We start from the raw sequence: 21,209 nt of genomic DNA, 5'->3' as shown, positions 1-21,209 counted from the left end.
GTCCGCGATCGTCAAGAGCGTGCGGATGAGTCCCCCATAGTCGGGGGACTCATCCGCACGTACTGGCCAGTAGCGCGATGACGCAGCCGGGCACCCCCGGAATGCGGCGGTCCGATCTACCCGGCGTCCTCGGTTCCGTGCCGCTGCGTCGATCTCAGCGCCGTAGGTCAGTCGTACGGGTCGGCGTAGCGGAGCATCGGAGTGCCCTCCTGCCGGCGAACCCGCCACGGCGAGAAGATCAGCGTGCCGAGGAAGCCGACCAACAGCGCGACCAGCACGCCGATGTTCGCGAACGCCCACGCGCCGGTCCGGTTGCCGAGGTTGAACGGTTCGAGCAGGTAGCCCTGCCAGGTCAGCCAGCCGGCAAGGGTGTTGGTGACCAGCCCCCAGCCCAGCGCGGTCCCGACGACGACGAGCGACAGCGGCACCCATTGCACATCGCCGTACCGGCCGCGAGGCTCGAACAGTTCGGGCTCGGCGTAGTCCTGACGACGCAGCAGGATGTCGGCGAGCATCACGCCCGCCCACGCCGCGACCGGCACCCCGAGGGTGATCAGGAAACCCTGGAACTGATTGACGAAGTTCTTCGCGAAGAAGACCACAGCGATCGACCCGGCGAGCATGATCGTGCCGTCGATCAGGGCGGCGACATATCGCTGGACCTTCAGCCCGAGGCTGAGCAGCGCCAGACCGGACGAATAGATGTCCAGCACCGCACCGCCGACCAGCCCAAGGACGGCCACGATCACGAACGGGATCAGGAACCAGGTGGGCAACAGCTCGGCCAGGGCCCCGATCGGGTCGGTCCCGATCTTGCCGCTCAGATCCTGCGACGACCCGGCCAGCAGCAGCCCGAAGATCACCAGGATCACCGGGGCGAGTGCGCCACCGAAGGTGGTCCACCAGACCACGCCCTTGCTGGACACCGCCCTCGGCAGGTAGCGGGAGTAGTCGGCGGCCGCATTCACCCAGCCCAGCCCGAAGGCGGTCGCCACCAGAACGAAAGCCCCGATGACAGCGGTGGCCGAGGCGGCCGGCGCGGACGTCACCACCGAGAAGTTGATGTGCTTGGCCACCAGCACCATGTAGACGATGGTGAACACCCCGGTGATGATGGTGATCCACTTCTGCATCTTCATGATGACGTCGAACCCGGCCACCCCGCCGAGGATGGTCAGGGCCGTCACCACGATCATCGCGATGACCTTGACCAGTACCCCGCCACCCCAGCCCAGCCGCTCGAAAACCGTTGCGGTGGCGAGGGTCGCGAGTACGACCAGCACCGTCTCCCACCCGACGGTCAGCACCCACGAGATCAGCGAGGGGACCTTGTTGCCGCGCACCCCGAAGGCCGCGCGGGACAGCACCATCGTCGGGGCAGAACCGCGCTTGCCGGCGATCGCCACGAACCCGCAGAGCAGGAAGGAGAGCGCAACGCCGATGACACCGGCGATCAGGCCCTGCCAGAACGACACCCCGAAGCCGAGCACGAAGGCCCCATAGCTCAGCCCGAGCACCGACACGTTCGCCCCGAACCACGGCCAGAACAGGTCACGGGGTTCGCCCTTGCGCTCGTCGTCGGCGATGACGTTGATGCCGTTCAGCTCGACGGCCGAGGTGCGTGTTTCGTACGTCTGGCTGGTCATGGGTGCAGTGTCGCACTGCGGAAGTTTCTTGTCCCGGTCACACCGACGACACACCGGACGCCCACGCTGGGAGCCATGGGAACACCGAGTCGCGTGGGGGGCCGACGATCTCCTGGTGTCCCGGATCGGGGCCCTGCCGGTACGACTCGCCGTTGGCCAAGTACGTGGCGGGGCGGCGCACGAACGTGCACTGCGTCGACGAGGACGACCGGGTGCTGTTCGACGACACGGTCAGCCTGCTGCGCGAGCCGGGGGGTCGGGCTGGTGCGGGTGATGGGCCGTCATTCCGGTTTCATCGCCTGCTATGCGGCACTGGCGAACCACGACGCCGATTTCGTGCTGATCCCCGAGGTGCCGTTCACCCTCGATGGCGACGGCGGACTGCCGGCCAGTCTGCGCCGGCGGGTCGCCGAGAAGGGCAGCGCGGTGGTCGTGGTTGCGGAGGGTGCCGGCCAGGAACTGTTGAGCGCCAGCGGTTCCAATGCCTCCGGCAACAGCACGGTGGCCGACATCGGGGTGTTCCTCGAGGACCTGATCACCGCTGACTTCAAGGCAGCCGGGACTCCGCTGACATTCGAGTACATCGACCCGGGCTACACCATCCGGTCGGTGCCGGCCCAGGCCTCCGACTCGGTCTACTGCGTCCGGCTCGCCCAGGCCGCGGTGCACGCGGCCATGGCCGGACGGAGCGACGTGGTGGTCGGACGCCGCCACAACCGATTCATCCCTGTGCCGATCGCGCTCGCGGTCTCGATGCGCAACCAGGTCGCCCCGGACGGAGACCTCTGGCTCTCGATCCTCGAATCCACCGCCCAACCCCTCCAGATGCGCTGACCGCCTTGGTGTGCGGCCGACGTCGTTGGCCAAGTCCGGAGCCACTCTCACCCAGCAGCACCAACAGGCAGTATGGATCCATGCTGCTCTTCCGGCTCGTCACCACCTCGGCGGACGTCGCCGCCACCCGCTCACGGCTGGCCAAGCGCAAGTTCCTGGCCGAGTGCATCCGGCAGAGCGCGGACCCGTCAGAACCGGCGGACTCGATCGAACTGGTCGTGACGTTCCTGTCCGGCACGTTGCGGCAGCGCCGGACGGGCGTCGGCTGGGCGTCGCTCTCGACCCTGCCGGCTCCGGCGGATGAGCCGACCCTGACCGTGCAGGACGTGGACAACACCTTCGAGACGATCGCGGCGATGGGCGGCTCGGGGTCCGCGGCACTGCGCACGGCCGGGGTGGAGGCACTCTTCGCCCGGGCCACTGCCGCCGAGCAGGTGTTCCTGCGCGGGCTGGTGTTCGAGGACCTGCGCCAGGGTGCGCTGGATTCACTGGTACAGGACGGCCTCGCGGCCGCGTTCGAGGCTCCGCTCGCCGTCGTCCAACGCGCGGCCATGTTGCTCGGGTCGACAGCCACCGCGGCTGTACTCCTGGCGCAGCAGGGGATCTCGGCCCTCGAAGCCGTCGGGCTACGGGTCGGGATCCCGGTCCGACCGATGCTCGCCGCGAGCGCCCCCCATCCGGAAGCCGCGGCGGCGAAGTCCGGCCTACCCGCCCTGGTCGATGCCAAACTCGACGGGATCCGGGTGCAGGTGCACCGCACCGGCGGCACCGTCCGGCTCTACACCCGGAGCCTGGACGACATCACCGACCGCCTGCCGGAGGTGGTGGAGGCGGTCTCCGCGCTGCCCTGGCACGACCTCGTCCTGGACGGCGAGGTGGTCGGCATCGGCGCTTCCGGGCGGCCACTCCCCTTCCAGGACATCGCCTCCCGTACCGGCAGCAGCCTGGACGTGGCTGCCGGGCGGACGAAGACCCCACTGTCGCTGTACGTCTTCGACCTGCTGCACGTGGACGGACGAGACCTGCTGGACGAGCCGCTGTCGGTGCGGGCCGCCGTCATGACGGAGGTGCTGCCGCCGTCGATGCTCGTCCCGCGCATCCAGGCCGAGACCGAGGAGGAGGTGACGGAGTTCTTCACGACGGTGGTCGGCGACGGCTTCGAGGGTGTCGTGGTCAAGAATCCGGCTGCGGCCTACGCGGCCGGACGCCGTGACGCGGGCTGGATCAAGCTCAAACCACGGCACACGTTCGACCTGGCCGTCATCGGAGCGGAATGGGGCTACGGCCGCCGCGAGGGCTGGCTGTCGAACCTGCACCTGGCGGCGCGCAACCCGGTCACCGGTGACCTGGTGATGCTGGGCAAGACCTTCAAGGGGCTGACCGACAAGACGCTCACCTGGCAGACGGAGCAGTTCCTGGCGCGCGAGGTCCGCCGGACGAAGTCGACCGTCTTCGTCGACCCACCGCTGATCGCCGAGATCGCCATCGACGGAGTGCAGCGGTCGACGCGCTATCCCGGCGGGGTGGCCCTGCGCTTCGCCCGCGTGCTGCGCTACCGCGACGACAAGAGCATCGACGAGGTGGACAGCCTGGATTCGGTGGTGGCGCTCGGTCCGGTGGTCGAGGCAGCAGCCGATACCGATTGACGCGCAAACGGGTCAATCAGCTTTACGGACACATTGCATAGGCCGATTCCCGCTGGGTCTGCATACCCTGTGGAATGTCCATCCGACGAAGTCTCCCCGTCCTGGCCCTGGTCGCCGCTGCGTTCGCCTCGGTGACCCTCGCGGCCCCGGCCTCCGCAGCCGTTGCGACCGGCCCAGCGCTCGATGCAGCAAGCTCCGCCTCGAGCCCGGCATCCAGCTACGGCAATGACCACGCGCCCACCACCATCGCCCTCCCCGACGGCATCCAACCCGAGGGCATCACGTCCTCGGGGTCGACGTACTACGTCGGATCGCTCAACGACGGCCGCATCGTCACCGGCAGCCTGGTCCGGGGCGGCGAGTCGAAGGTGCTGCTCACCGGCGCGACCGGGCGTCAGCTGCGTGGCCTCGAATACGACTTCCGGACCGGGTTGGTCTGGGCCGTCGGCAATGTCGGGACCGTTGCCCACGTCTGGGCCGTCGACTCCCGCTCCGGCCGCATCGCCTCCGACACCGTGGTCGCCGGCGGCGGGTTCCTCAACGACCTGATCATCACGCCGACCGCCGTCTGGGTCACCGACTCCCGCGTCGAGCGACTGACCAGGATCCCGCTGACCCTGTTCGGCAAGCCGACCGGAAAGGCTCCGACCTTCCTGACGCTCGGCGGTGCCTGGCCGGGAACCCAGGCCGGTGGCCTGAGCGCCAACGGCATCCGTCAGCTCGACCGCACCCACGTCGTGCTGGATCACAGCACGGCCGGTGGGTTGTGGTCGGTGGACCTGCGCACCGGCAAGGCCGTGCAGATTCCGGTGACCGGCGGCCCGGCCATCACCGGCGGCGACGGACTGGAGCGCCGCGGATCGACCCTGTTCGTCGTCCGCGGAACCACTCAGACTTCAGTGGCTCAGCTGACGCTCCAGCACACGCGATCGGGCTGGACGGCCAAGTGGCAGAAGCTGCTGACCGATCCGTCCCTTGACGTCCCGTCGACCGCGACGTACTCGGTCGGTGCATTGTTCGCCGTCAATGCCCGGTTCGGCACGGCGTCGCCGGCCACGGCGAAGTACTACATCACCCGCCTGCGCTGACCTGGACGCCGACAAGCTCGGCGAATCGTCGACGACAGCGGCCGCGCTGGTTGTCGACGTCAGGCAAGTCGTCTCTGGAGGTCGAGCACCCGGGCGAGAGCCTGCTCGAACTGACCCGGGTGGCATCGACGGGTGCGGAGCGCGGTGGCCAGAGCGGCCACCGTGCTCGTGCCCTGGTCGACGTCGCGCGCCGAACACAGCAGCAGATCCATCCCGGCCTCGGCCGCCTTGACGGCCAGTTCCGCCGGAGATCCGAAAGCCGTCAGCGACCCAGCCTCCAGGGCATCCGTGATGGTGACGCCCCGGAAACGCAGGCGGCGACGCAACTCTCCTTCGATCACGGCTCGCGACAGCCCCGCCGGCAGCCGGTGGTCGAGGGCCGGATAGATCGCCCAGGAGGCCATCACGAGATCGACGCCGGCGGCGATGGCCGAGGCGAAGGGTGGCTCGTCCACCGATCGCAACTGCGAGAGCGTCGCGTCCAGGGTCACCGGGACGAGATCGGTGTTCTGCTCCTTCGTCGCGAGGCCGAGTCCGGGGAAGTGCTTGGCGGTCGCGGCCACGCCGACCTTCTGCTGGCTTCTGACGAAGGCGGCGCCCAGCGATGCCGCCACCGCCGGATCCGAGCTGTACGACCGCCCGAATTCGTCGTCGAAGTTGCCCTCCTGCCGGTACACGTCGAGCACCGGCGCGAGGTTGAGGTTCATCCCGACCTGGCTGAGGATCTGGCCGGCGCCGGTGCCGGCGGCGGTCGCCTCCCCGACGGGATCGGCCGACGCCCCGATGGCCTTCTCGGACAGCACGGGCGCCTGGCCCTTCAGGCGGCGGACCACTCCGCCTTCCTGATCGGTCATCAGCAGCAGCGATGATTTCAGCGGACTCTGCGCCCGCGCCGAGCGGAGCTGGTCGACGACGGCGGTGATCTGCGGCAGGCTCGTGATGTTCTCGCCGAAGAAGATCACGCCGCCGACGAGCCCGGCGCTGATCTGCTGCAGCAGGGTCGCCGGTGGGGTCAGGCCCGGGTAGGAGAAGATCACCCGCTGGCCGGCCTGTTGCGCGGGCGAGAGTTTCGGGTGTCTGGACTGCCCACCATCTCCGGGTTCACCCGCCTGCGCCGTCCCGGCGAAGCCGAGGCCGCCCATCACGGCGGCGGTCCCGGCGATCAGGGCCGTACGACGGTTGATCAAGTGGCGTGAATCGGTCACGAAAGTCTCCTTGTCCCTGGCCGAAGACGTGAGCCGTCCCCGGCCAAAGACGTTAGCCCGGCTCACTTCTTCCGGCAACCGCTGCCAGGTGCTTTGCCAGGACCGTCAGCCGCGGCGTCAGGCGAGCATGTCCCGCACCATCGGGGCGACCTTGGTGCCATAGAGCTCGATCGAGCGCATCATCTGCTCGTGGGGCAGGGTGCCGTTGCTGTACTTCAGGTCGAACCGGTCGGCGCCGATCGCCTTGACGGTCGAGGCGATCTTCGTGGCGACCGTCTCCGGTGAGCCCACGTACAGCGAGCCCTGGACCACATCCGCCTCGAAGCGGTCGCGGGTCAGCGCCGGCCAGCCGCGCTCGCGACCGATGCGCGACATCATGTCGCGGTGGTGCTCCCAGATCTCTTCCTTGGCCTGCTCGTCGGTATCGGACACGTGGCCGGGCGAGTGCACGCCGATCGGCGCCGGACCGGTGCCGAACTGGTCGAGCGCACGGTGGAACAGGTCCGAGTAGGGAGCGAACCGTGCCGGCTCGCCGCCGATGATCGCCAACAAGAGGCCGAAACCGTACCGGGCCGCCCTGACCACGGACTCCGGACTGCCGCCGACCCCGAGCCAGGTCTTCAGCGCGCCGGAATCGGTGTGCGGGAACACGGACTGGTTGTCCAACCCGGACCGGGTGGTTCCGGACCAGGTCACCGGGCCCTCGCTGCGGAGAGCGGCGAACAGCTCGACCTTCTCCTCGAACAGCCTGTCGTAGTCCGACAGCTCCTCACCGAAGAGCGGGAACGACTCGGTGAACGACCCCCGGCCCAGGATCACCTCGGCGCGGCCGTTCGACACGGCGTCGAGGGTGGCGAAGCGCTGGAACACCCGGACCGGGTCGTCGGAACTGAGCACCGTGACGGCCGAGCCCAGGTGGATGTTCGCGGTGCGCCCGGCAATCGCCGAGAGCACGACATCCGGTGCAGTGACGGCGAAGTCGGCACGGTGATGCTCGCCGATACCGATGAAGTCCAGGCCGACCTGGTCGGCGAGGACAGCCTGTTCCACCAGGTTGCGGATGACCTGAGGCTGCGGGACGGGCTTGCCGTTCGCGTCCACCGTCACGTCACCGAAGGTGTCAAGGCCGAGTTCGAGTTGCTGTGTCATGAGAGCCTCCAGAAGATTTCTGATTGCAGTATATGACGTGTCAACAATCTCCGGTACTCGTTGTTCCCCACCATCCGGCGGACATCCGTCACAGTGCGAACAGGGCAGGCACCGGGGGGTCGCAGTAACGTGACCGGCACCCCGTTTGATCCCAAGCCGCCCCGAGAAGAGCAAACCCGTGCAGATCACGCCGTGCCTGTGGTTCGACGACAACGCCGAAGAGGCAATGGCTTTCTACGCCGGCGTCTTCCCGGACTTCGAGGCGATCGACGTGTCGCGGAGCGGCCCGGAAAATGCGGTGCTGACCGCGACGTTCCAGATGGCGGGCGCCCGGTTCATGGCACTCAACGGTGGGCCGCAGTTCCCGTTCACCGAGGCCATCTCGTTCTTCATCCCGGTCGAGACCCAGCAGGAGGTCGACGATCTCTGGTCCGCACTCACCGCCGACGGCGGCCAGGAAAGTCGATGCGGGTGGCTCAAGGACAGATTCGGGGTGGCCTGGCAGGTCGTTCCGACGGCACTGGGGCGGCTACTCGGGGATCCGGATCGCGAGAAGGCCGGGCGCGTCCTGCAGGCCATGATGCAGATGCAGAAGATCGACGTCCCGGCCCTGGAAGCCGCCTACCGCGGCTGACCATGCCCGTTCCGCCCGACGACCGACGTCCACACCCCGTCACCTCCACCCGACGGCCGGCATCGACCTGCCACCCAGCCCGGCTACGGCGCGACCATCCGGGCCACCACCAGGACCACCGCCGCTCGACGTGACTCGATCAGCTCCGCCGAGACCTCGACGTCGGCGAGTTCGGGTGACCCCGCCGACCAGGTGGCCGTGATGCCGACGACCAACGCCACGATCTGGTCGGGGGCAAGCTCGTTGGTCACCAGCCCATCGGCCTGAGCAGCCGCGATCCGATTGATCTTGGCCAACGTGTTGGTCATCGCCTCCTCCAGCTCGAGGAATCCGCCGGGCTTCTCCAGGCCGAACCAGCGCGCGAGCCGGCTGAGATCCGGGTGGCGCACCATGTGGTCGTAGAGCGCACCGGCGTAACCCGGAAGATCGGTCGCGTCCATCGGCACCGTCTCCAGCAGCTGCTCGATGGCCTCGGCCAGCACACCGTCGAAGAGCTGTTCCTTGCTCCCGAAGTAGATGTAGATCATGTTCTTGTTGGCCTGCGCAGCGACAGCGATGCGGTCGACCCGGGCGCCCGCGATCCCGTGCGTGGCGAACTCGGCGGTGGCGGCAGCCAGGATCCGGGCGCGGGTCGCCGCCGCGTCCCGCTTGGGTGCCGTCATCTCTTGCTCACCGCCTGGTGTGTGCGCTCAAGCGCCGAAGATTGCCTGCGTCAGTCTGTCGTACGAGCGGTCGGTCAGCATGCGCCGGGCGAACAGGATCGGCTTGGCGCCACCACCGACGGCGTAGCGGATCCGCGGACGCTTCGCAGTCGACGCCTTCTCGATCGCCGCCGCGATCACCTCGACCCTTCGAAGCAGTTACTGACTATCTGGTTAGACAGTCGACCGGGTCGATGGGCGCGTCAAGCTAACCGGTTAGTCATGTTTGGACGACGCACCCTCGTTCTTCTCCGCTGTGGTTACATGAACGGCGGTCAGGGCCGGTCAGGCCAACATCCTCGCCCGATGATCCCTATTTTCGAAGGTCGTTCCCGCTATGCGCCTCCGCGCCCAGTTCCGCGGTCTCCTGATTTCAGCACTCACGGCCGGAGCGCTGGTCGCCCTCCCGGTCGCGTCGGCTTCCGCCGCCACCCCGGTCGGTGTGCTCGGCAAGATCACCCCGGGACTGCTCGGATTCGACAGCCTGAACGTCGAAACCCAGGCCCAGATCGACTGCCTGAGCCAGACCTACGGCTACTCCTACGACGTCATCAACACCAACGCCCTGACGTCCGCGGGCTCCTATCGGGAGTACAACGCAGCGGCGACGGCCGGTATGAAGGTCGTGCTTTTCCAGGGTTACCGGACCAACGACACGTTCTGGACGACTGCGGCCAATGGCACCAGCCGAGGCACGGACGCCGTCACGGCCGCGAACACCGTCGGATATCCCAAGGGCGCCCAGATCTTTCTGGATCTTGAGGCGACCGGAACCGCTCAGCGTTCGACGGTCGTGGCGTGGGTGAAGAACTGGGCAGCCGAGGTGAAGCGCTCCGGATATCTGGCGGGCATCTACGTCGGCGCAGACTCCGGACTGGAAGCGGCTGATCTCAACACAGTCCCGTACGTCAGCGTCTACTGGAAGTCGGCATCGACATCGGGCGTACCCGTCGCGGCCCGCGGATATGTCCTTCAGCAGCAGCCTCCGCCTGCCTTCGACAAGTCGCTGTGCGGGACCAGGATCGACGACGACATCGCCGGGATCGACCGGAACGGTGCGCAGCTGGTCGGCGCAGCATTCCCGGTGACGCCGGCCAAGACGACGTCCGCCGGCACCTTCAACCCGCTCACCCCGGCGCGCCTACTCGACACCCGCAGCGGCCTCGGTGGTTCCGGTCCGGTCGGTGCCTCCCGCTTCGTCGATCTGCAGGTCACCGGTCGCGGGGGTGTGCCGACCACCGGTGTGTCGACCGTCGTCGTGAACGTCACCGTCACCGCACCGACCTCGGCCGGATTCGTCGGCGTCTACCCGACCCCGGCGGGCAGCACCCGTCCGGACGTCTCCAACCTCAACTTCGTCGCACGCCAGACGGTGGCGAACCTCGTGTCCGTCCCGGTGGGCGTCGGCGGCAAGGTCAGGCTGTTCAACGGTTCGGCAGGCGGCGCACAGTTCCTCGCCGACGTAGCCGGGTACTACTTGAGTGGAACCGACTCCGTACCAGGGGCATTCGTGCCGGTCGGACCGCAGCGTGTGCTGAACAGCGGTGCAACGGCATCCTCGACCACGACCATCACGCTGGCGGGACGCCCGGGCATCCCGACCAGTGGTTTCGACGCCGCCGTCCTCAACGTCACCGCCGTCGCCCCGGCCAAGCAGGGTTTCCTGACGGCCTACCCGGCTGGGGCGCAGCGGCCGAACGCCTCCAACCTCAACTTCCTGCCGAAGCAGATCGTGCCGAACCTGGCGACGGTTCCGGTGCTGCCCTCTGGGTCGGGGGCGGGAAAGATCGCGCTGTTCAACGGATCTGCCGGCAGCGTCAAGCTGCTGGCCGACGTCGCGGGCTACTACCGATCCGGCGCACGCGCCGCCTCTGGCGCCTTCAGCCCACTCACCACCCCGACCCGGATCCTCGACACCAGGAAGAACCTTGGCTCTGTCGGGAAAGTTCCCGCTCTGAAGGCGATCTCGCTCCTGGTACGCGGGAGGGCCGGGGTTCCAACAGGGGCGTCCGCGGTCGTCCTCACCGTCACCGTCACCGGCCCGGCGGCGGGCGGTTACCTGACGGTCTTTCCGTCGGACCGGTCGGCTCCGGTGGCGTCGAACGTCAACTTCGTGCCGCAGCAGACCATCGCGAACCAGGTCGTCGTGCCGATCGGCAAGGACGGCCGCATCATCCTGCTCAACCAGTCCGGTGGGACCATCGACCTCTTCGCGGACGTCGCAGGCTACTTCCTGACCTGACGGGACCGCTCGACCTGTCCTTGCAGGCGCTGATGTTCTTCATCGAAGCCGCTCCGCACATACCGAAGGTCTGGGTCGTTCGACTACGAACGACCCAGACCTTCGGTATCGAGCACGTGGCGCGGCTGCGCCGGTGACTACTTGCGGGTGACTGCCGGCCGACGACTACCTGGCGGCGACTACCTGCCGGCGACTACTCGGTGGTGGTCGCCGTCGGCGGAGCAACGGTGCCGCTGGGCGTCGCCGCCCCGGACGTGGGCGCCGTGCCCGGACCGGGAGCCGCCGGGGCGGTGCCGTCAACCGGCGGTACCGGCCGATCGCCGCCCGGTCCGCGGCCAGGGCCGCCATGTCCACCGGGTCCGCCCTTCGAACCGCCAGGGCTGCCCATCGGGCCCTTGTCGAGCCCGACGGCGGCGGCGTCGAGCGAGGTGCCGTTCGCATCGACGGTGCCCTCGGCGTGGATCTTGGTGCCGGCCTTGATCGCCGTGGCGGACAGGCTGTCGGTGTACCTGGTCGAACTGCTCAGCAGAATCATCCGAGTGAAGCCCTCACGGTCCTTGATCAACACCGTCGACCCGCTGACCGAGGTGACCGTGCCGGCCAGGTGTGGCTTCCGGGTCGGCGGGGTCGGGGCCGCGGCGGTACCACCGGCAGCGGCCGGAGCCGACGGACTGGTCGACGGCGCTGCTCCACCGCTGGTGGGCAGGGCCAAGGTGGTCGTCGATACCGGGGCGAGCGAAGCGACCGGGGATGCTGCGTTCGGTGCAGAGGCGTAGGCCACCGCACCCACTCCGCCGCCGATGATCGCGATGGCCGCGATCCCCCCGATGGTTGCCATCCGGAGTCGGTTGCGGGGCCGATCCGGCCCGCCACCCGGGGCGGTGCTGCCCGCGGCCGGGGCGGTGCTGCCCGCGGCCGGGGCGGTGCTGCCCGCGGCCGGGGCGGTGCTGCCCGGGGCCGGGTCCGGGCGGTCTCGCCAGTTGTTGTCGCTCATGTGCCGAACTCGCTTTCCTGAAACCGGGCGGGGCATTCCCGCCGGATGACCCGACTCTGTGCGGCGAGCCTGAACGCCCGCTGAATCGGCCAGGATTTGCGTCTTTCCCTCAGGAATCCCTCAGCTGGGAAGGGCAGGCTCATGCCATGGATTCCGATGCTGCACGCGTGCTGGTGGTCGAGGACGACCAGGTGCTCCGCACCTGTATCGAGGAAGGTCTGGTCGATGCCGGTTACCAGGTCCGGAGCGCGTCCGATGGCAGCGGCTTCGCGGCGGTGGTCGAGAACTTCCGGCCGGACGTCGCCGTCCTCGACGTGATGCTTCCCGGATCCTCCGGCCTGACCCTGGCCCGCCACCTCCGCGACCACACCCAGACCTCCGTACTGTTCCTCACGGCCCGTGACGCGGTGGCCGACCGGCTCGCCGGATTCGACGCCGGCGCCGACGACTACATCGTCAAACCGTTTGTGATGGCCGAGCTCCTGGCCCGGACGCGGGCGGTGCTGAGGCGGAGCGGCAAGCTGAGGTCCGGGAGGCTGCAGGTCGCCGATCTCCTGGTCGACGAGGACGCGGGCGAGGTCATCCGCGCCGGCCGGCCCATCGCCGTCACGGCCACCGAGCTCAGGCTGCTCACCTACCTGGCCCGCAATCGGGGGCGGGTGCTGTCCAAGACCCAGATCCTCACCCAGGTCTGGGGGTACGAGGCCTACGACCCGAACCTGGTCGAGGCCTACGTCTCCGGGTTGCGCCGCAAGCTCGAGGCCAACGGTGAACGGCTGATCCACACCGTCCGCGGAGTCGGCTACCGGATGAGCGAGTCCACCCCGCGGATGCGCGCCTCGTGAGCGCCCAGGTCGAGAAAACCACGCCCGAACGCCCGTTGAAGACGGTGTCGCTGCGTCGGCGGGTCACCGTCTGGGTGTTGTTGCTCCTGGTGCTGGTGTTGACGGTGATGGGACTGGTGGTGAACTGGCTGCTCGGCGACGCGCTCCGTTCCGATCTGCAGCAACGACTCGAGGACAAGGCCGGCTACGCCGCCGTCCTCCAGGAGCAGGGGGTCACCGGGCAGACCCTGGCCGACCGCCTGGCCGGCAACGGCGTCTTCAGTACCTTCACCAGCGGTCGGCAGGAGTACATCGGCCGTGACAACGGTCCACCCGCCGCGGGACCGGGCCGCGGGGGTGGCGGTCCCCACCCGGCCAAGCCGGTCCCGACGGTGACACCGGCGATCGTCTTCAGCGAGTCCGACGGACAGCTGATCGCCCAGGTCGCCCTGCCCGACGGACAGCTCATGCTGTCCACCACCGAGAGCGATGTCGCCAACACGCTGGCGCGATTGCAGCAGATCGAGTTGCTGGCCGGCGGCGCGACCGTCGTCATCGCTGGATTGTTGCTGGTCACCGTGGTGCGGGCGGCGCTCCGACCGCTGGAGCGGATGTCGGGCCTGGCCCGGCGGATCCGTGACGGCACCCGCGGCCGGCGACTCCGGCCGACGAAGGCGAACACCGATCTCGGGCGGACCGCGGCCGCATTCGACGACATGCTCGACGCTCTGGAAACGGCCGAATCGCAGGCCCGGATTGCGGAGGACAGGATGCGGCAGTTCCTGGCCGACGCCTCCCACGATCTCCGGACCCCGCTGGCCGGCGTCATCGCCGGTTCGGAGCAGTTGCTGCGAACCCCCCTCGGGCGGGCCGAGCGCGAGGAACGGCTGGTGCAGGTGGTCCGTCAGGCCAGGCGGGCCGCCAGGTTGGTCGACGACCTGCTGTTGATGACCCGGCTGGACACCCCGTCGGACGTGGGGGGCCCGTCCGCTCGGCTCTACCAGGCCGTTGACCCGGCTCTCCTGCTCGAGCGGGAGATCTGCCTGCTCCGGCTACGCCGTCCCGACCTCGACGTCAACCTGTCCGAAGCGCAGCCCGCTCTGGTCTCGCTCGACCCCGACCAGCTCCAGCGCGCTCTCGGCAACCTGCTGGAAAACGCCGCGACCGTCTCGCCCGTCGGCGGATGGATCCGGGTTGATCGTTCCTACCACGACGGCCATTTGTCCATCCGGATCATCGATGCAGGTCCAGGCATCGTCGAGGCCGACCGCGAGCGGATCTTCGACCGGTTCGTCCGGCTGTCGACTGCGCGTAGCGGGGCCGGGTCAGGCCTGGGTCTGCCCATCTCGCGCGCCATCGTCCGGGCCGGCGGAGGCGATCTGCGGTGTCTCCCCTGGCACGGCGGTGCCTGCTTCGAGATCGTGCTTCCGGCCACCCACCCGACGCCCGACGTCACTCCGGACACCGCAAAGCTGCTCCAGCACCTCTGAGCCCGTCCGGTTCCCTGCGCTTCGGATGACCGGCCGGCTCCTCCGCCGCTGCGCCGGCTCCGAAGACCGCTGCGCTGGCTCCGAACCGGATCAGCGATCCAGCATGGCTTCTTCCAGATCGAGCTCGCGCTGCACCCGGCGCAGCACCTCGTCGTCGATCCGGCCGCTGTCGCGCTCCTGGATGTACACGGTCCGCTCCTGGTGCAGCATGTCGCGGCGCAGCCGCCGGTACAGCTCCGACGGCGTCTCCAACCGACTCTCGTCCTGCGGACCCAGTCGTTCCCAGGCCGCGTTGGCCCTCGATTCGGCAGAGGTCCGGAGGTCGTCGACGATGGTTGACCCGGTCGGGAGCTCGGCCTCGGCGATCTCCTCGAGCCGGTCGACCGCGGCCTGCGCGGCCTGCTGCGCGGCCTGCGCCTCGGCCAGGGCGTCTGCCTGATCCTCGTCGACGGGCAGGTTGATCCGGCGGATCAGCCACGGCAGCGTCAGACCCTGGAGCAACAGCGTCGCGATCACCACCACGAAGGCACAGAGCAGCACCAGGTCCCGACCCTTCAGCTCCTGGCCGTTGTCCATGGTGAGCGGCAGCGCGTAGGCCGCAGCCAACGTCACCACGCCACGCATCCCGGCCCAGGCCAGCACGCCGATGACGGCTTTGGACGGGGCAGGATCCCGCTCTCTGATGCGTTTGGAGAATTTGCGCGGCCCGTACGTCGCCGGGAACATCCAGACGATCCGGGCGATCAGGACGGTCAACGTCACCGCGATCACCAGCAGGGTCACCTGGGCTGCCGACCGGTCGTGGACCGAGGCGATGATCGACGGCAGCTGCAGGCCGATCAGCCCGAAGACGAGCGTCTCCAGGACGAAGTCGATGGTCGCCGTCACCGAGCCGCCCTGCAGCCGGGTGGCGTAGTGCATCTTCGGCATCTTCCGGCCGATCAGGATGCCGGCAGTCACCACCGCCAGCACGCCCGAACCCTCGAAGTGCTCGGCCAGCGCGTAGGCGCCGAACGGCAGGATGAGGAAGATCGCGACCTCGACCAGGGAGTCGGACAGTTTGCACAGCAGCCAGGCCGCGGCCGCGCCCAGGATCAGACCCACCGCCACGCCGACGCCGACGGCCATCCCGAACAACGCGAAACCGTGCACCACGGACACTCCGCTGCCCACGGCGGCCAGCAGCGCCACCCGGTAGGCCGTCAGCGCGGTGGCGTCGTTGAGCAGGCTCTCACCGCCGAGGATGGTCAGGCTCTTGCGGGGCAGTTTGAGATTGCGGGCGATGGCCGTCGTGGCCACTGCGTCAGGGGGCGACACCACCGCGCCGAGCACCAGAGCGAGCGGCCACCCCAGGCTCGGGCCCATCACCCAGAACGCGACCGCGCCGACGACGACGGTGGTGAACAGCACGAGGCCGACGGACAGCAGCGCCACCGCCCTGACGTTGGCGCGGAGGTTCAGGTACGAGCTGTCGAGGGAGGCGTTGAAGAGCAATGGCGGCAGCACCCCGAACAGCACGAGGTCGGGGTTGAGCTCGATGTTCGGGATCTGCGGGACGAAGGAGAGGGCGAGGCCGGCCACCACCAATACCAGCGGTGAGGGGAGGTTGTACCGGCGGGCGGCCGCGGCGATAGCGATCGCGCCGACCACTAGCATCAAGATCGTGGCGCCTGACATCTTCGAAAGTCTCCTGTCCTTGGGGTTCGGATGGATCTTCGGCGCCGTTGCCCCCGCGAGCTGCGCGTCCGAGCATTACCTACCAGGAGTGAAGACGCCATCGCCTGCCGAATTATTCGCTGTCCGCGCAAGTTGAACCCTGCGCGCACGATGATCAGGAGTTGCCCATGGCCTGCGGCCACGTGAAGGATCTGGGTCCCGAGCCGACCTTCGAATCACCGGCGGTGTGCGCGGAGTGCCACGACGAGGGTATCGCCACCTGGGCCCACCTGCGGATGTGCCTGACGTGCGGTCACGTCGGCTGCTGCGATTCATCCCCCTACCGCCACGCCCGCGGACACTTCACCGAGACCGGCCACGTCCTCATGCGCTCCATCGAGCCTGGCGAGTCCTGGAAGTGGTGCTACGTCGACAAGACCATCGCCACCTGACGCTCGCTCCTACGCCTGGAAAGTCCGGACGACGGGATCGAACAGCCGGACGTCGTCCGGACCGGTGAGACCCTCGGGTGAGACGAATACCGTCCGCGCTCCCAGGTCGGCCAGCCGTCGGTAACGGACGATCTGCTGGTCCGGGGTACCGGCGCGTCCGGTCAGGGTCGCAGCTGCGCGGCGGCCACGCAGACGTTCGATGCGGTGCAGCACGTCCTCCCGGTCACTGCCCAGGATCGGCAGATCCAGGACCGTCACCGCCACCTCGTCGCTGTCCCGCCCGACATCCCGGCAATGACGACGCAGGACATCGATCTTGTGGGCGAGCACCTCGTCGCTGCCCGAGAGGTTGCAGGCATCGGCCAGCATCGCCGCGATCCGTAGGGTGCGACGTTCACCCCCACCGCCGACAATGATCGGGATGCGCCCGATCGGCCGCGGGTAGCACGTCGTCTCGGGCAGTTGAACCCGTTGTCCCGCATGGCTTTTGGTTCCGGGCGACCAGAGGGCCCTGATCGTCTCGATGGCCGACTCCAGGTCGTCGAGCCGCTTCTTCGCGTTCGGGAAGGGCAATCCGAACCCGGCGTGCTCGCGATCCCACCAGCCGGCGCCGAGCCCGCAGAACGCCCGGCCGCCGGACAGCACGTCCAGGGTGGCGGCCGCCTTCGCGACGATACCGGGCGGCCGAAACGTGACCGGCGAGACGAGGGTCCCCAGCTTCAGACCCAGGTCGAGCCCGGCCAGGAGTCCCAACGTGACCCACGGTTCGGGAATCGGATCCCACGCCCGTCCGACCTGCGGAATCTGGATCAGGTGGTCCATCAGGGCCACCCCGGCGAAACCTGACTCTGCGGCCGCCCGCGCCATCCCGGCGAGCCAGCCTGCCGGATCCGTGCCCCACGGGAACCGGGAGATCTGCAGGATGAACTCCAGCCCGCCGTCCGGGACCACGACGTCGGGTCTCGCCGCCGCACCGGTCGCAACCGCCGGCACGTCTTCCTGCACCGTGACGACGAGATCCCAGCCTTCGTAGGCGATCTCGTGCTCCACCTGACGGAGCCGCCGGACCTGCGCGGTCAGCACCGCCGCCGGCACCGGCACGTCCCGCGCGGCGTTCCGGGAACGGCACCGGGCGACCGGGGTGCGGAAGAGAACAACGGCGCACCGCAGGCCCGCCACCCGGGCGACCTGCAGGTACTCCCGCCGGCGGGCGGCATCCAGGCCGAGGGTGTCCACCACCGTCGTCAGGCCGCGGCGTAGGCGGGACCGCAGGATCACCTCCAGAAGTCGGAACGCGTCGGCGGAGGCGTCGAGGTCGTGCGGACCGGTCCCGACCACGCCGCGCAGCTGATCGGAGGAGACGATCTCGCCCCGGGCATAGTGCGCGGCCGCCCAGGTCGACTTGCCCGCTCCTGACGGACCGACGAGCACGACCAGCGCCGGTTCGGCAAGGCCGGGTGCGCTCTCGTCAGGCACAGCAGCCGCTCTCGTCAGGCACAGCAGCCACTCTCGTCGGGCATGGCAGAAGTGTGCCCGACAGCCGGCCTGGAAGACTGATCAGATGCCTGCCTCTCGTCGCCCCCGCGGCCTTTCTCCGACATCTCCCGTCGCTCCGCTCGCCCGGGCGATCCTCACCGTGGTCGGCCTCGCTGCCACGGCCGGTCTGGTCCAACTCGGCCGCGCCACCAGGGGGCTGCCGTCGGCGATGGGTGCCTCCCGGCGCCGGATCGAGCCGGAAGTGACCGGTTCCCCGCACTACGACGGCGTTTTCCACAACGTGCTGCCGGGGAGCACGCTGGCGCCCGGGTCCACCGCGAGCATGTTCAAGAGCCTGCTGACCAGGGGCGACCGCGGCAAGCCGCAGGGAGTGGTCCCGCTGGCACCGGTGCCGCCGCTCACCGAGGCCGCCGATCTGGCGGCCACCTGGTTGGGCCACGCCAGCGCGCTGTTGGAGATCGACGGCCATTGGATCCTCGCCGACCCGGTCTGGGGCGACCGCGTGTCGCCCTCGCCCACCGTCGGGCCGCACCGGTTGCACCCCGTCCCGATGGCCCTCGAGGACCTCCCCCGGCTCGACGCGGTGATCATCTCCCACGACCACTACGACCACCTCGACCTGCCGACCGTCCGCGCGCTGATCGCCTCGCAGTCGGCGCCGTTCTTCGTGCCGATGGGGATCGGGGCGCACCTGCGCAAGTGGGGGGTGCCGGAGGACCGGATCGTCGAGCTGGGCTGGAACGATTCGTCGAAGGCCGGCGAGATCACCCTGACCTGTACGGAGGCACGTCACTTCTCCGGTCGGGGGCTGAAGCGTGATGTGACGCTCTGGTCTTCCTGGTCGCTGGCCGGGCCCGAGCACCGGGTGTTCTTCGGCGGGGACACCGGTTACACACCGGCGTTCGCCGAGATGGGCGCGCGGCTCGGCCCCTTCGACCTGACGCTGCTGCCCATCGGCGCCTACGGCGACCAGTGGCCCGACATCCACATGAATCCGGAACAGGCCTGGCGCGCGCACGGCGACCTCGGCGGCAAGATCTTCATGCCGATCCATTGGGCCACTTTCGATCTCGCGTTCCACACGTGGGCGGAACCGATCGAGCGGCTGCTGGTGGCTGGCAATCCGAAGTCGATCGTGGCACCGCCGCCGGGCGGTCGTGTGCTCGTCTCCTCGCCGCCGGCCGTGACGCGGTGGTGGGCCGGTCTCTGACGCCCGTCCGTCGCAGGCCCTGCCCTCCAGGTCAGGACGTCAGGTCAGTGCCGGGACGTCAGATCAGTTCGGAGACAAGGAGTTCCATCAGCAGCCCGTCGTGCCAGCCGGTACCGTCGGGATTGCGTTCGTACTCCCGCAGGACGCCGACGGGACGGAATCCCACGGCGGCGTAGGCGCTGATGGCCCGGTGGTTCTGGGCCGCCGGGTCGATGACGATCCGGTGGTGGCCACGCTCGGAGAACAGATACCCGGCGATGGTTCGCAGGGCGGCTCGACCGATGCCGCGGCGCTGCACCTGCGGGTCGATGAAGATGTCTATGCCCGCGTGCCGGTACATCGGGTCGGCTTCCTCGCTGTATTGGACCAGCCCGACGACGACGTCCTCGACCACGACGGCGAACTTCACGGTGAGCGGATCGTCGACGAGCCAACTGCCCTCGTCGACGTCGTCCCCGCCCCACCACCGGGCCACCTCAGGGGTGCGGAGGATCGCGAGCAGCGCCGGCCCGTCACCGAGTGCCACCGGCCGCAGGGTCACCCCGCCTCCGGTCAGGGTCGGGGGCGTGGTCACCGCTCCACGGTAGGACAGCGGCGGCGGCCCGGCGAGCTGACCAGCCAGCGAGTTCGCCTCTACCTGTCCGGCTCGCCGAAGCTCGGACGTATCCAGGGCTCGTACGACGGCCGCGAACACGTATGGCCGGCCGCAGCTCGTGTGACCGGCCGCGACCTCGTGTGACGGGCCGCACCTCGTGTGACGAGCCGCACCTCGTGTGACGGGCCGCAGTTCGTATGACCGGCCTGGAACTCGTCTGACGCTCGAGCGTCAGACGACGGGGCGACCGTCATACGAGTGGCCGTCAACCTGCGAGTTTGGCCTTGACCTGGGCCAGCGGCGGGTTGGTCAGCGAGGATCCGTCGGCGAAGACGACCGTGGGCACCGTGCGGTTGCCGTTGTTCAGACCTTGCACGATCAGCGCGGCGGCCTGGTCCTCGTCCACGTCGATGTCGAGGTACTCGATGCCGGCCCGGTCCAGGTCGGTCACCAGTCGACGACTGAAGGGGCACCAGGAGGTCGTGTAGACGGTCAGTGAGCTCATGCCTGCATTCAACCAGCGGCCGCGCGCGAGCATTCCGGATCAGTGCGTGGCCGCCCCGACCAGCGGAAACGTATCGCCAGCGACGAGCCGACGTATGGTCACCGCCATTGGTCCGACATCACTGCTCGTCGCGACACTGCTCGTCGCGACACTGCTCGTGGCGACACTGCTCGGGGCGACGTGGTGCACGTGCCCGAGTCCGGCCACCGAGACGACGCCATCGAGGACGGACAGCACGGTGTTCTCGTCGATCGCCACCCCGGTGGTCCCGGCCCGACCGACCGCGGCGATCAGGCGCGGCAACGTCCCCCACTGAGCGGTGTGCACGTCCACCAGGAATGGGACGAGCCCGAGACCGCGGGCGAGTGCGACCTCATCCAGATCCTCGCCGGAGTCCTCCGGGATCAGCGGGCGACCGTCGAGCGACCAGCCACCGGTCAGAGCGACATCGGCTGCCACGCAGGCGCCCGCAGAGAACCCGCAGTAAGGACGGTCGCCGAGCCACTCGGTGAGCTCGTCGCGAACGGGATCCAAAGCTGCTGCGTACGCCGGGGTGAGACCACCGCACACGAGTAGAGCGTCAGCGCCCTCCATCTGTGCGGGGTCCAGGGTGCTGCCGATCGGGACCAGGACCGGCGAGGGCCTACAAGGCGTCACGGCGGTCATCACCTCCGACCACCGGGCGAATTCGGCATGACCATCGCCCTCGTCGATGACCAGGCAGGCGATGCGCGGGTTGACCCCGGCCTGCGCGAGAAACGGCCCGTAGAGCGTCACTGCGGCTGCCGGGTCCCAACCGCCGCCGATCAGATGGATCCCCTGCGTCATGAGCGATCTCCTT

Annotated in this window: 19 protein-coding genes and 1 pseudogene; 9 read left to right on the top strand and 11 right to left on the bottom strand. The window is 68.9% G+C overall.

Going from position 1 to position 21,209, the window contains the following annotated elements:
- Positions 1-167: 167 nt before the first annotated feature.
- Positions 168-1,646: a purine-cytosine permease family protein gene (locus ABIB25_RS23080; RefSeq protein WP_354530875.1), complete on the bottom strand. Its 1,479-nt coding sequence runs from the start codon at positions 1,644-1,646 to the stop codon at positions 168-170.
- 195 nt (positions 1,647-1,841) lie between these two features.
- Here ABIB25_RS23080 and ABIB25_RS23075 point away from each other — a divergent pair.
- From ABIB25_RS23075 to ABIB25_RS23065, 3 genes and pseudogenes are all read left to right on the top strand, one after another.
- Positions 1,842-2,480: pseudogene (locus ABIB25_RS23075) on the top strand (6-phosphofructokinase); the annotation flags it as partial.
- A gap of 80 nt (positions 2,481-2,560) precedes the next feature.
- Complete coding sequence (locus ABIB25_RS23070) at positions 2,561-4,126, top strand: ATP-dependent DNA ligase (protein WP_354530873.1); 1,566 nt, start codon at positions 2,561-2,563, stop codon at positions 4,124-4,126.
- 74 nt (positions 4,127-4,200) lie between these two features.
- Positions 4,201-5,214, top strand: coding sequence for a hypothetical protein (locus ABIB25_RS23065; RefSeq protein WP_354530872.1), 1,014 nt, complete (start codon positions 4,201-4,203; stop codon positions 5,212-5,214).
- Positions 5,215-5,273: 59 nt separating this feature from the next.
- Here ABIB25_RS23065 and ABIB25_RS23060 read toward each other — a convergent pair whose 3' ends face one another.
- Together ABIB25_RS23060 and ABIB25_RS23055 are read right to left on the bottom strand one after the other, a co-directional pair.
- A complete protein-coding gene (locus ABIB25_RS23060) occupies positions 5,274-6,419 on the bottom strand; it encodes a glycoside hydrolase family 3 N-terminal domain-containing protein (protein WP_354530871.1) in 1,146 nt (381 codons plus the stop codon).
- 117 nt (positions 6,420-6,536) lie between these two features.
- Entirely contained in the window at positions 6,537-7,568 is a 1,032-nt protein-coding gene (locus tag ABIB25_RS23055; RefSeq protein WP_354530870.1) for an LLM class flavin-dependent oxidoreductase, read from the bottom strand.
- Positions 7,569-7,746: 178 nt separating this feature from the next.
- On the opposite strand from ABIB25_RS23055, the gene ABIB25_RS23050 reads away from it, so the two are divergent.
- Positions 7,747-8,202 carry a VOC family protein gene (locus ABIB25_RS23050; RefSeq protein WP_354530869.1) on the top strand — a complete coding sequence of 152 codons (456 nt, stop codon included), beginning with the start codon at positions 7,747-7,749 and terminating at the stop codon, positions 8,200-8,202.
- 83 nt (positions 8,203-8,285) lie between these two features.
- Here the strand turns inward: ABIB25_RS23050 and ABIB25_RS23045 are convergent, their stop codons facing one another.
- A complete protein-coding gene (locus ABIB25_RS23045; RefSeq protein WP_354530868.1) occupies positions 8,286-8,864 on the bottom strand; it encodes a TetR family transcriptional regulator in 579 nt (192 codons plus the stop codon).
- 27 nt (positions 8,865-8,891) lie between these two features.
- The gene (locus ABIB25_RS23040; RefSeq protein ID WP_354530867.1) at positions 8,892-9,044 is read right to left on the bottom strand and encodes a hypothetical protein; all 153 of its coding nucleotides are present in this window, start codon (positions 9,042-9,044) and stop codon (positions 8,892-8,894) included.
- A gap of 196 nt (positions 9,045-9,240) precedes the next feature.
- Between ABIB25_RS23040 and ABIB25_RS23035 the strand changes: the two genes are divergently transcribed.
- Positions 9,241-11,145 carry a glycoside hydrolase domain-containing protein gene (locus ABIB25_RS23035; RefSeq protein WP_354530866.1) on the top strand — a complete coding sequence of 635 codons (1,905 nt, stop codon included), beginning with the start codon at positions 9,241-9,243 and terminating at the stop codon, positions 11,143-11,145.
- 193 nt (positions 11,146-11,338) lie between these two features.
- Here ABIB25_RS23035 and ABIB25_RS23030 read toward each other — a convergent pair whose 3' ends face one another.
- Positions 11,339-12,139, bottom strand: coding sequence for a hypothetical protein (locus ABIB25_RS23030; protein WP_354530865.1), 801 nt, complete (start codon positions 12,137-12,139; stop codon positions 11,339-11,341).
- A gap of 146 nt (positions 12,140-12,285) precedes the next feature.
- Here ABIB25_RS23030 and ABIB25_RS23025 point away from each other — a divergent pair, with 146 nt between their 5' ends.
- Both ABIB25_RS23025 and ABIB25_RS23020 read left to right on the top strand, forming a co-directional pair.
- Complete coding sequence (locus ABIB25_RS23025; protein ID WP_354530864.1) at positions 12,286-12,984, top strand: response regulator transcription factor; 699 nt, start codon at positions 12,286-12,288, stop codon at positions 12,982-12,984.
- On the top strand, positions 12,981-14,453 hold the full coding sequence (locus ABIB25_RS23020; protein WP_354530863.1) for a HAMP domain-containing sensor histidine kinase: 1,473 nt from the start codon (positions 12,981-12,983) through the stop codon (positions 14,451-14,453). Before ABIB25_RS23025 ends, ABIB25_RS23020 begins: the two co-directional genes overlap by 4 nt.
- A 90-nt stretch (positions 14,454-14,543) precedes the next feature.
- On the opposite strand, the gene ABIB25_RS23015 is transcribed toward ABIB25_RS23020, so the two are convergent.
- The gene (locus tag ABIB25_RS23015; protein ID WP_354530862.1) at positions 14,544-16,130 is read right to left on the bottom strand and encodes a Na+/H+ antiporter; all 1,587 of its coding nucleotides are present in this window, start codon (positions 16,128-16,130) and stop codon (positions 14,544-14,546) included.
- Between the two features lie 167 nt (positions 16,131-16,297).
- On the opposite strand from ABIB25_RS23015, the gene ABIB25_RS23010 reads away from it, so the two are divergent.
- Entirely contained in the window at positions 16,298-16,561 is a 264-nt protein-coding gene (locus ABIB25_RS23010; RefSeq protein WP_354530861.1) for a UBP-type zinc finger domain-containing protein, read from the top strand.
- A gap of 9 nt (positions 16,562-16,570) precedes the next feature.
- Here the strand turns inward: ABIB25_RS23010 and ABIB25_RS23005 are convergent, their stop codons facing one another.
- The gene (locus ABIB25_RS23005) at positions 16,571-18,037 is read right to left on the bottom strand and encodes an LLM class flavin-dependent oxidoreductase (RefSeq protein WP_354530860.1); all 1,467 of its coding nucleotides are present in this window, start codon (positions 18,035-18,037) and stop codon (positions 16,571-16,573) included.
- An 85-nt stretch (positions 18,038-18,122) separates the two neighbouring features.
- Here ABIB25_RS23005 and ABIB25_RS23000 point away from each other — a divergent pair, with 85 nt between their 5' ends.
- Positions 18,123-19,268, top strand: a complete 1,146-nt coding sequence (locus tag ABIB25_RS23000; protein ID WP_502919887.1) for an MBL fold metallo-hydrolase — start codon at positions 18,123-18,125, stop codon at positions 19,266-19,268.
- A 58-nt stretch (positions 19,269-19,326) separates the two neighbouring features.
- Here ABIB25_RS23000 and ABIB25_RS22995 read toward each other — a convergent pair whose 3' ends face one another.
- The 3 genes from ABIB25_RS22995 to ABIB25_RS22985 all read right to left on the bottom strand — a co-directional run bounded on the left by ABIB25_RS22995 (position 19,327) and on the right by ABIB25_RS22985 (position 21,196).
- On the bottom strand, positions 19,327-19,824 hold the full coding sequence (locus ABIB25_RS22995) for a GNAT family N-acetyltransferase (RefSeq protein ID WP_502919888.1): 498 nt from the start codon (positions 19,822-19,824) through the stop codon (positions 19,327-19,329).
- Between the two features lie 304 nt (positions 19,825-20,128).
- On the bottom strand, positions 20,129-20,368 hold the full coding sequence (locus ABIB25_RS22990; protein WP_354530858.1) for a mycoredoxin: 240 nt from the start codon (positions 20,366-20,368) through the stop codon (positions 20,129-20,131).
- A gap of 39 nt (positions 20,369-20,407) precedes the next feature.
- Positions 20,408-21,196 (bottom strand): type 1 glutamine amidotransferase family protein, encoded by a 789-nt coding sequence (locus ABIB25_RS22985; RefSeq protein ID WP_354530857.1) that lies wholly within the window; start codon positions 21,194-21,196, stop codon positions 20,408-20,410.
- Positions 21,197-21,209 lie beyond the last annotated feature (13 nt).

Origin of the sequence: Nakamurella sp. UYEF19 (assembly GCF_040546275.1) — a bacterium.
Taxonomy (GTDB): domain Bacteria; phylum Actinomycetota; class Actinomycetes; order Mycobacteriales; family Nakamurellaceae; genus Nakamurella.
The sequence above is the reverse complement of the archived record's forward strand: the minus strand, read 5'-3'. Positions and strand labels throughout refer to the sequence as shown.

Coding starts and splice junctions, on each gene's coding strand:
- ABIB25_RS23080 (WP_354530875.1), bottom strand. CDS start 1,646: ATGACCAGCCAGACGTACGAAACACGCACCTCGGCCGTCGAGCTGAAC.
- ABIB25_RS23070 (WP_354530873.1), top strand. CDS start 2,561: ATGCTGCTCTTCCGGCTCGTCACCACCTCGGCGGACGTCGCCGCCACC.
- ABIB25_RS23065 (WP_354530872.1), top strand. CDS start 4,201: ATGTCCATCCGACGAAGTCTCCCCGTCCTGGCCCTGGTCGCCGCTGCG.
- ABIB25_RS23055 (WP_354530870.1), bottom strand. CDS start 7,568: ATGACACAGCAACTCGAACTCGGCCTTGACACCTTCGGTGACGTGACG.
- ABIB25_RS23045 (WP_354530868.1), bottom strand. CDS start 8,864: ATGACGGCACCCAAGCGGGACGCGGCGGCGACCCGCGCCCGGATCCTG.
- ABIB25_RS23035 (WP_354530866.1), top strand. CDS start 9,241: ATGCGCCTCCGCGCCCAGTTCCGCGGTCTCCTGATTTCAGCACTCACG.
- ABIB25_RS23030 (WP_354530865.1), bottom strand. CDS start 12,139: ATGAGCGACAACAACTGGCGAGACCGCCCGGACCCGGCCCCGGGCAGC.
- ABIB25_RS23025 (WP_354530864.1), top strand. CDS start 12,286: ATGGATTCCGATGCTGCACGCGTGCTGGTGGTCGAGGACGACCAGGTG.
- ABIB25_RS23015 (WP_354530862.1), bottom strand. CDS start 16,130: ATGTCAGGCGCCACGATCTTGATGCTAGTGGTCGGCGCGATCGCTATC.
- ABIB25_RS23010 (WP_354530861.1), top strand. CDS start 16,298: ATGGCCTGCGGCCACGTGAAGGATCTGGGTCCCGAGCCGACCTTCGAA.
- ABIB25_RS23000 (WP_502919887.1), top strand. CDS start 18,123: ATGCCTGCCTCTCGTCGCCCCCGCGGCCTTTCTCCGACATCTCCCGTC.
- ABIB25_RS22990 (WP_354530858.1), bottom strand. CDS start 20,368: ATGAGCTCACTGACCGTCTACACGACCTCCTGGTGCCCCTTCAGTCGT.
- ABIB25_RS22985 (WP_354530857.1), bottom strand. CDS start 21,196: ATGACGCAGGGGATCCATCTGATCGGCGGCGGTTGGGACCCGGCAGCC.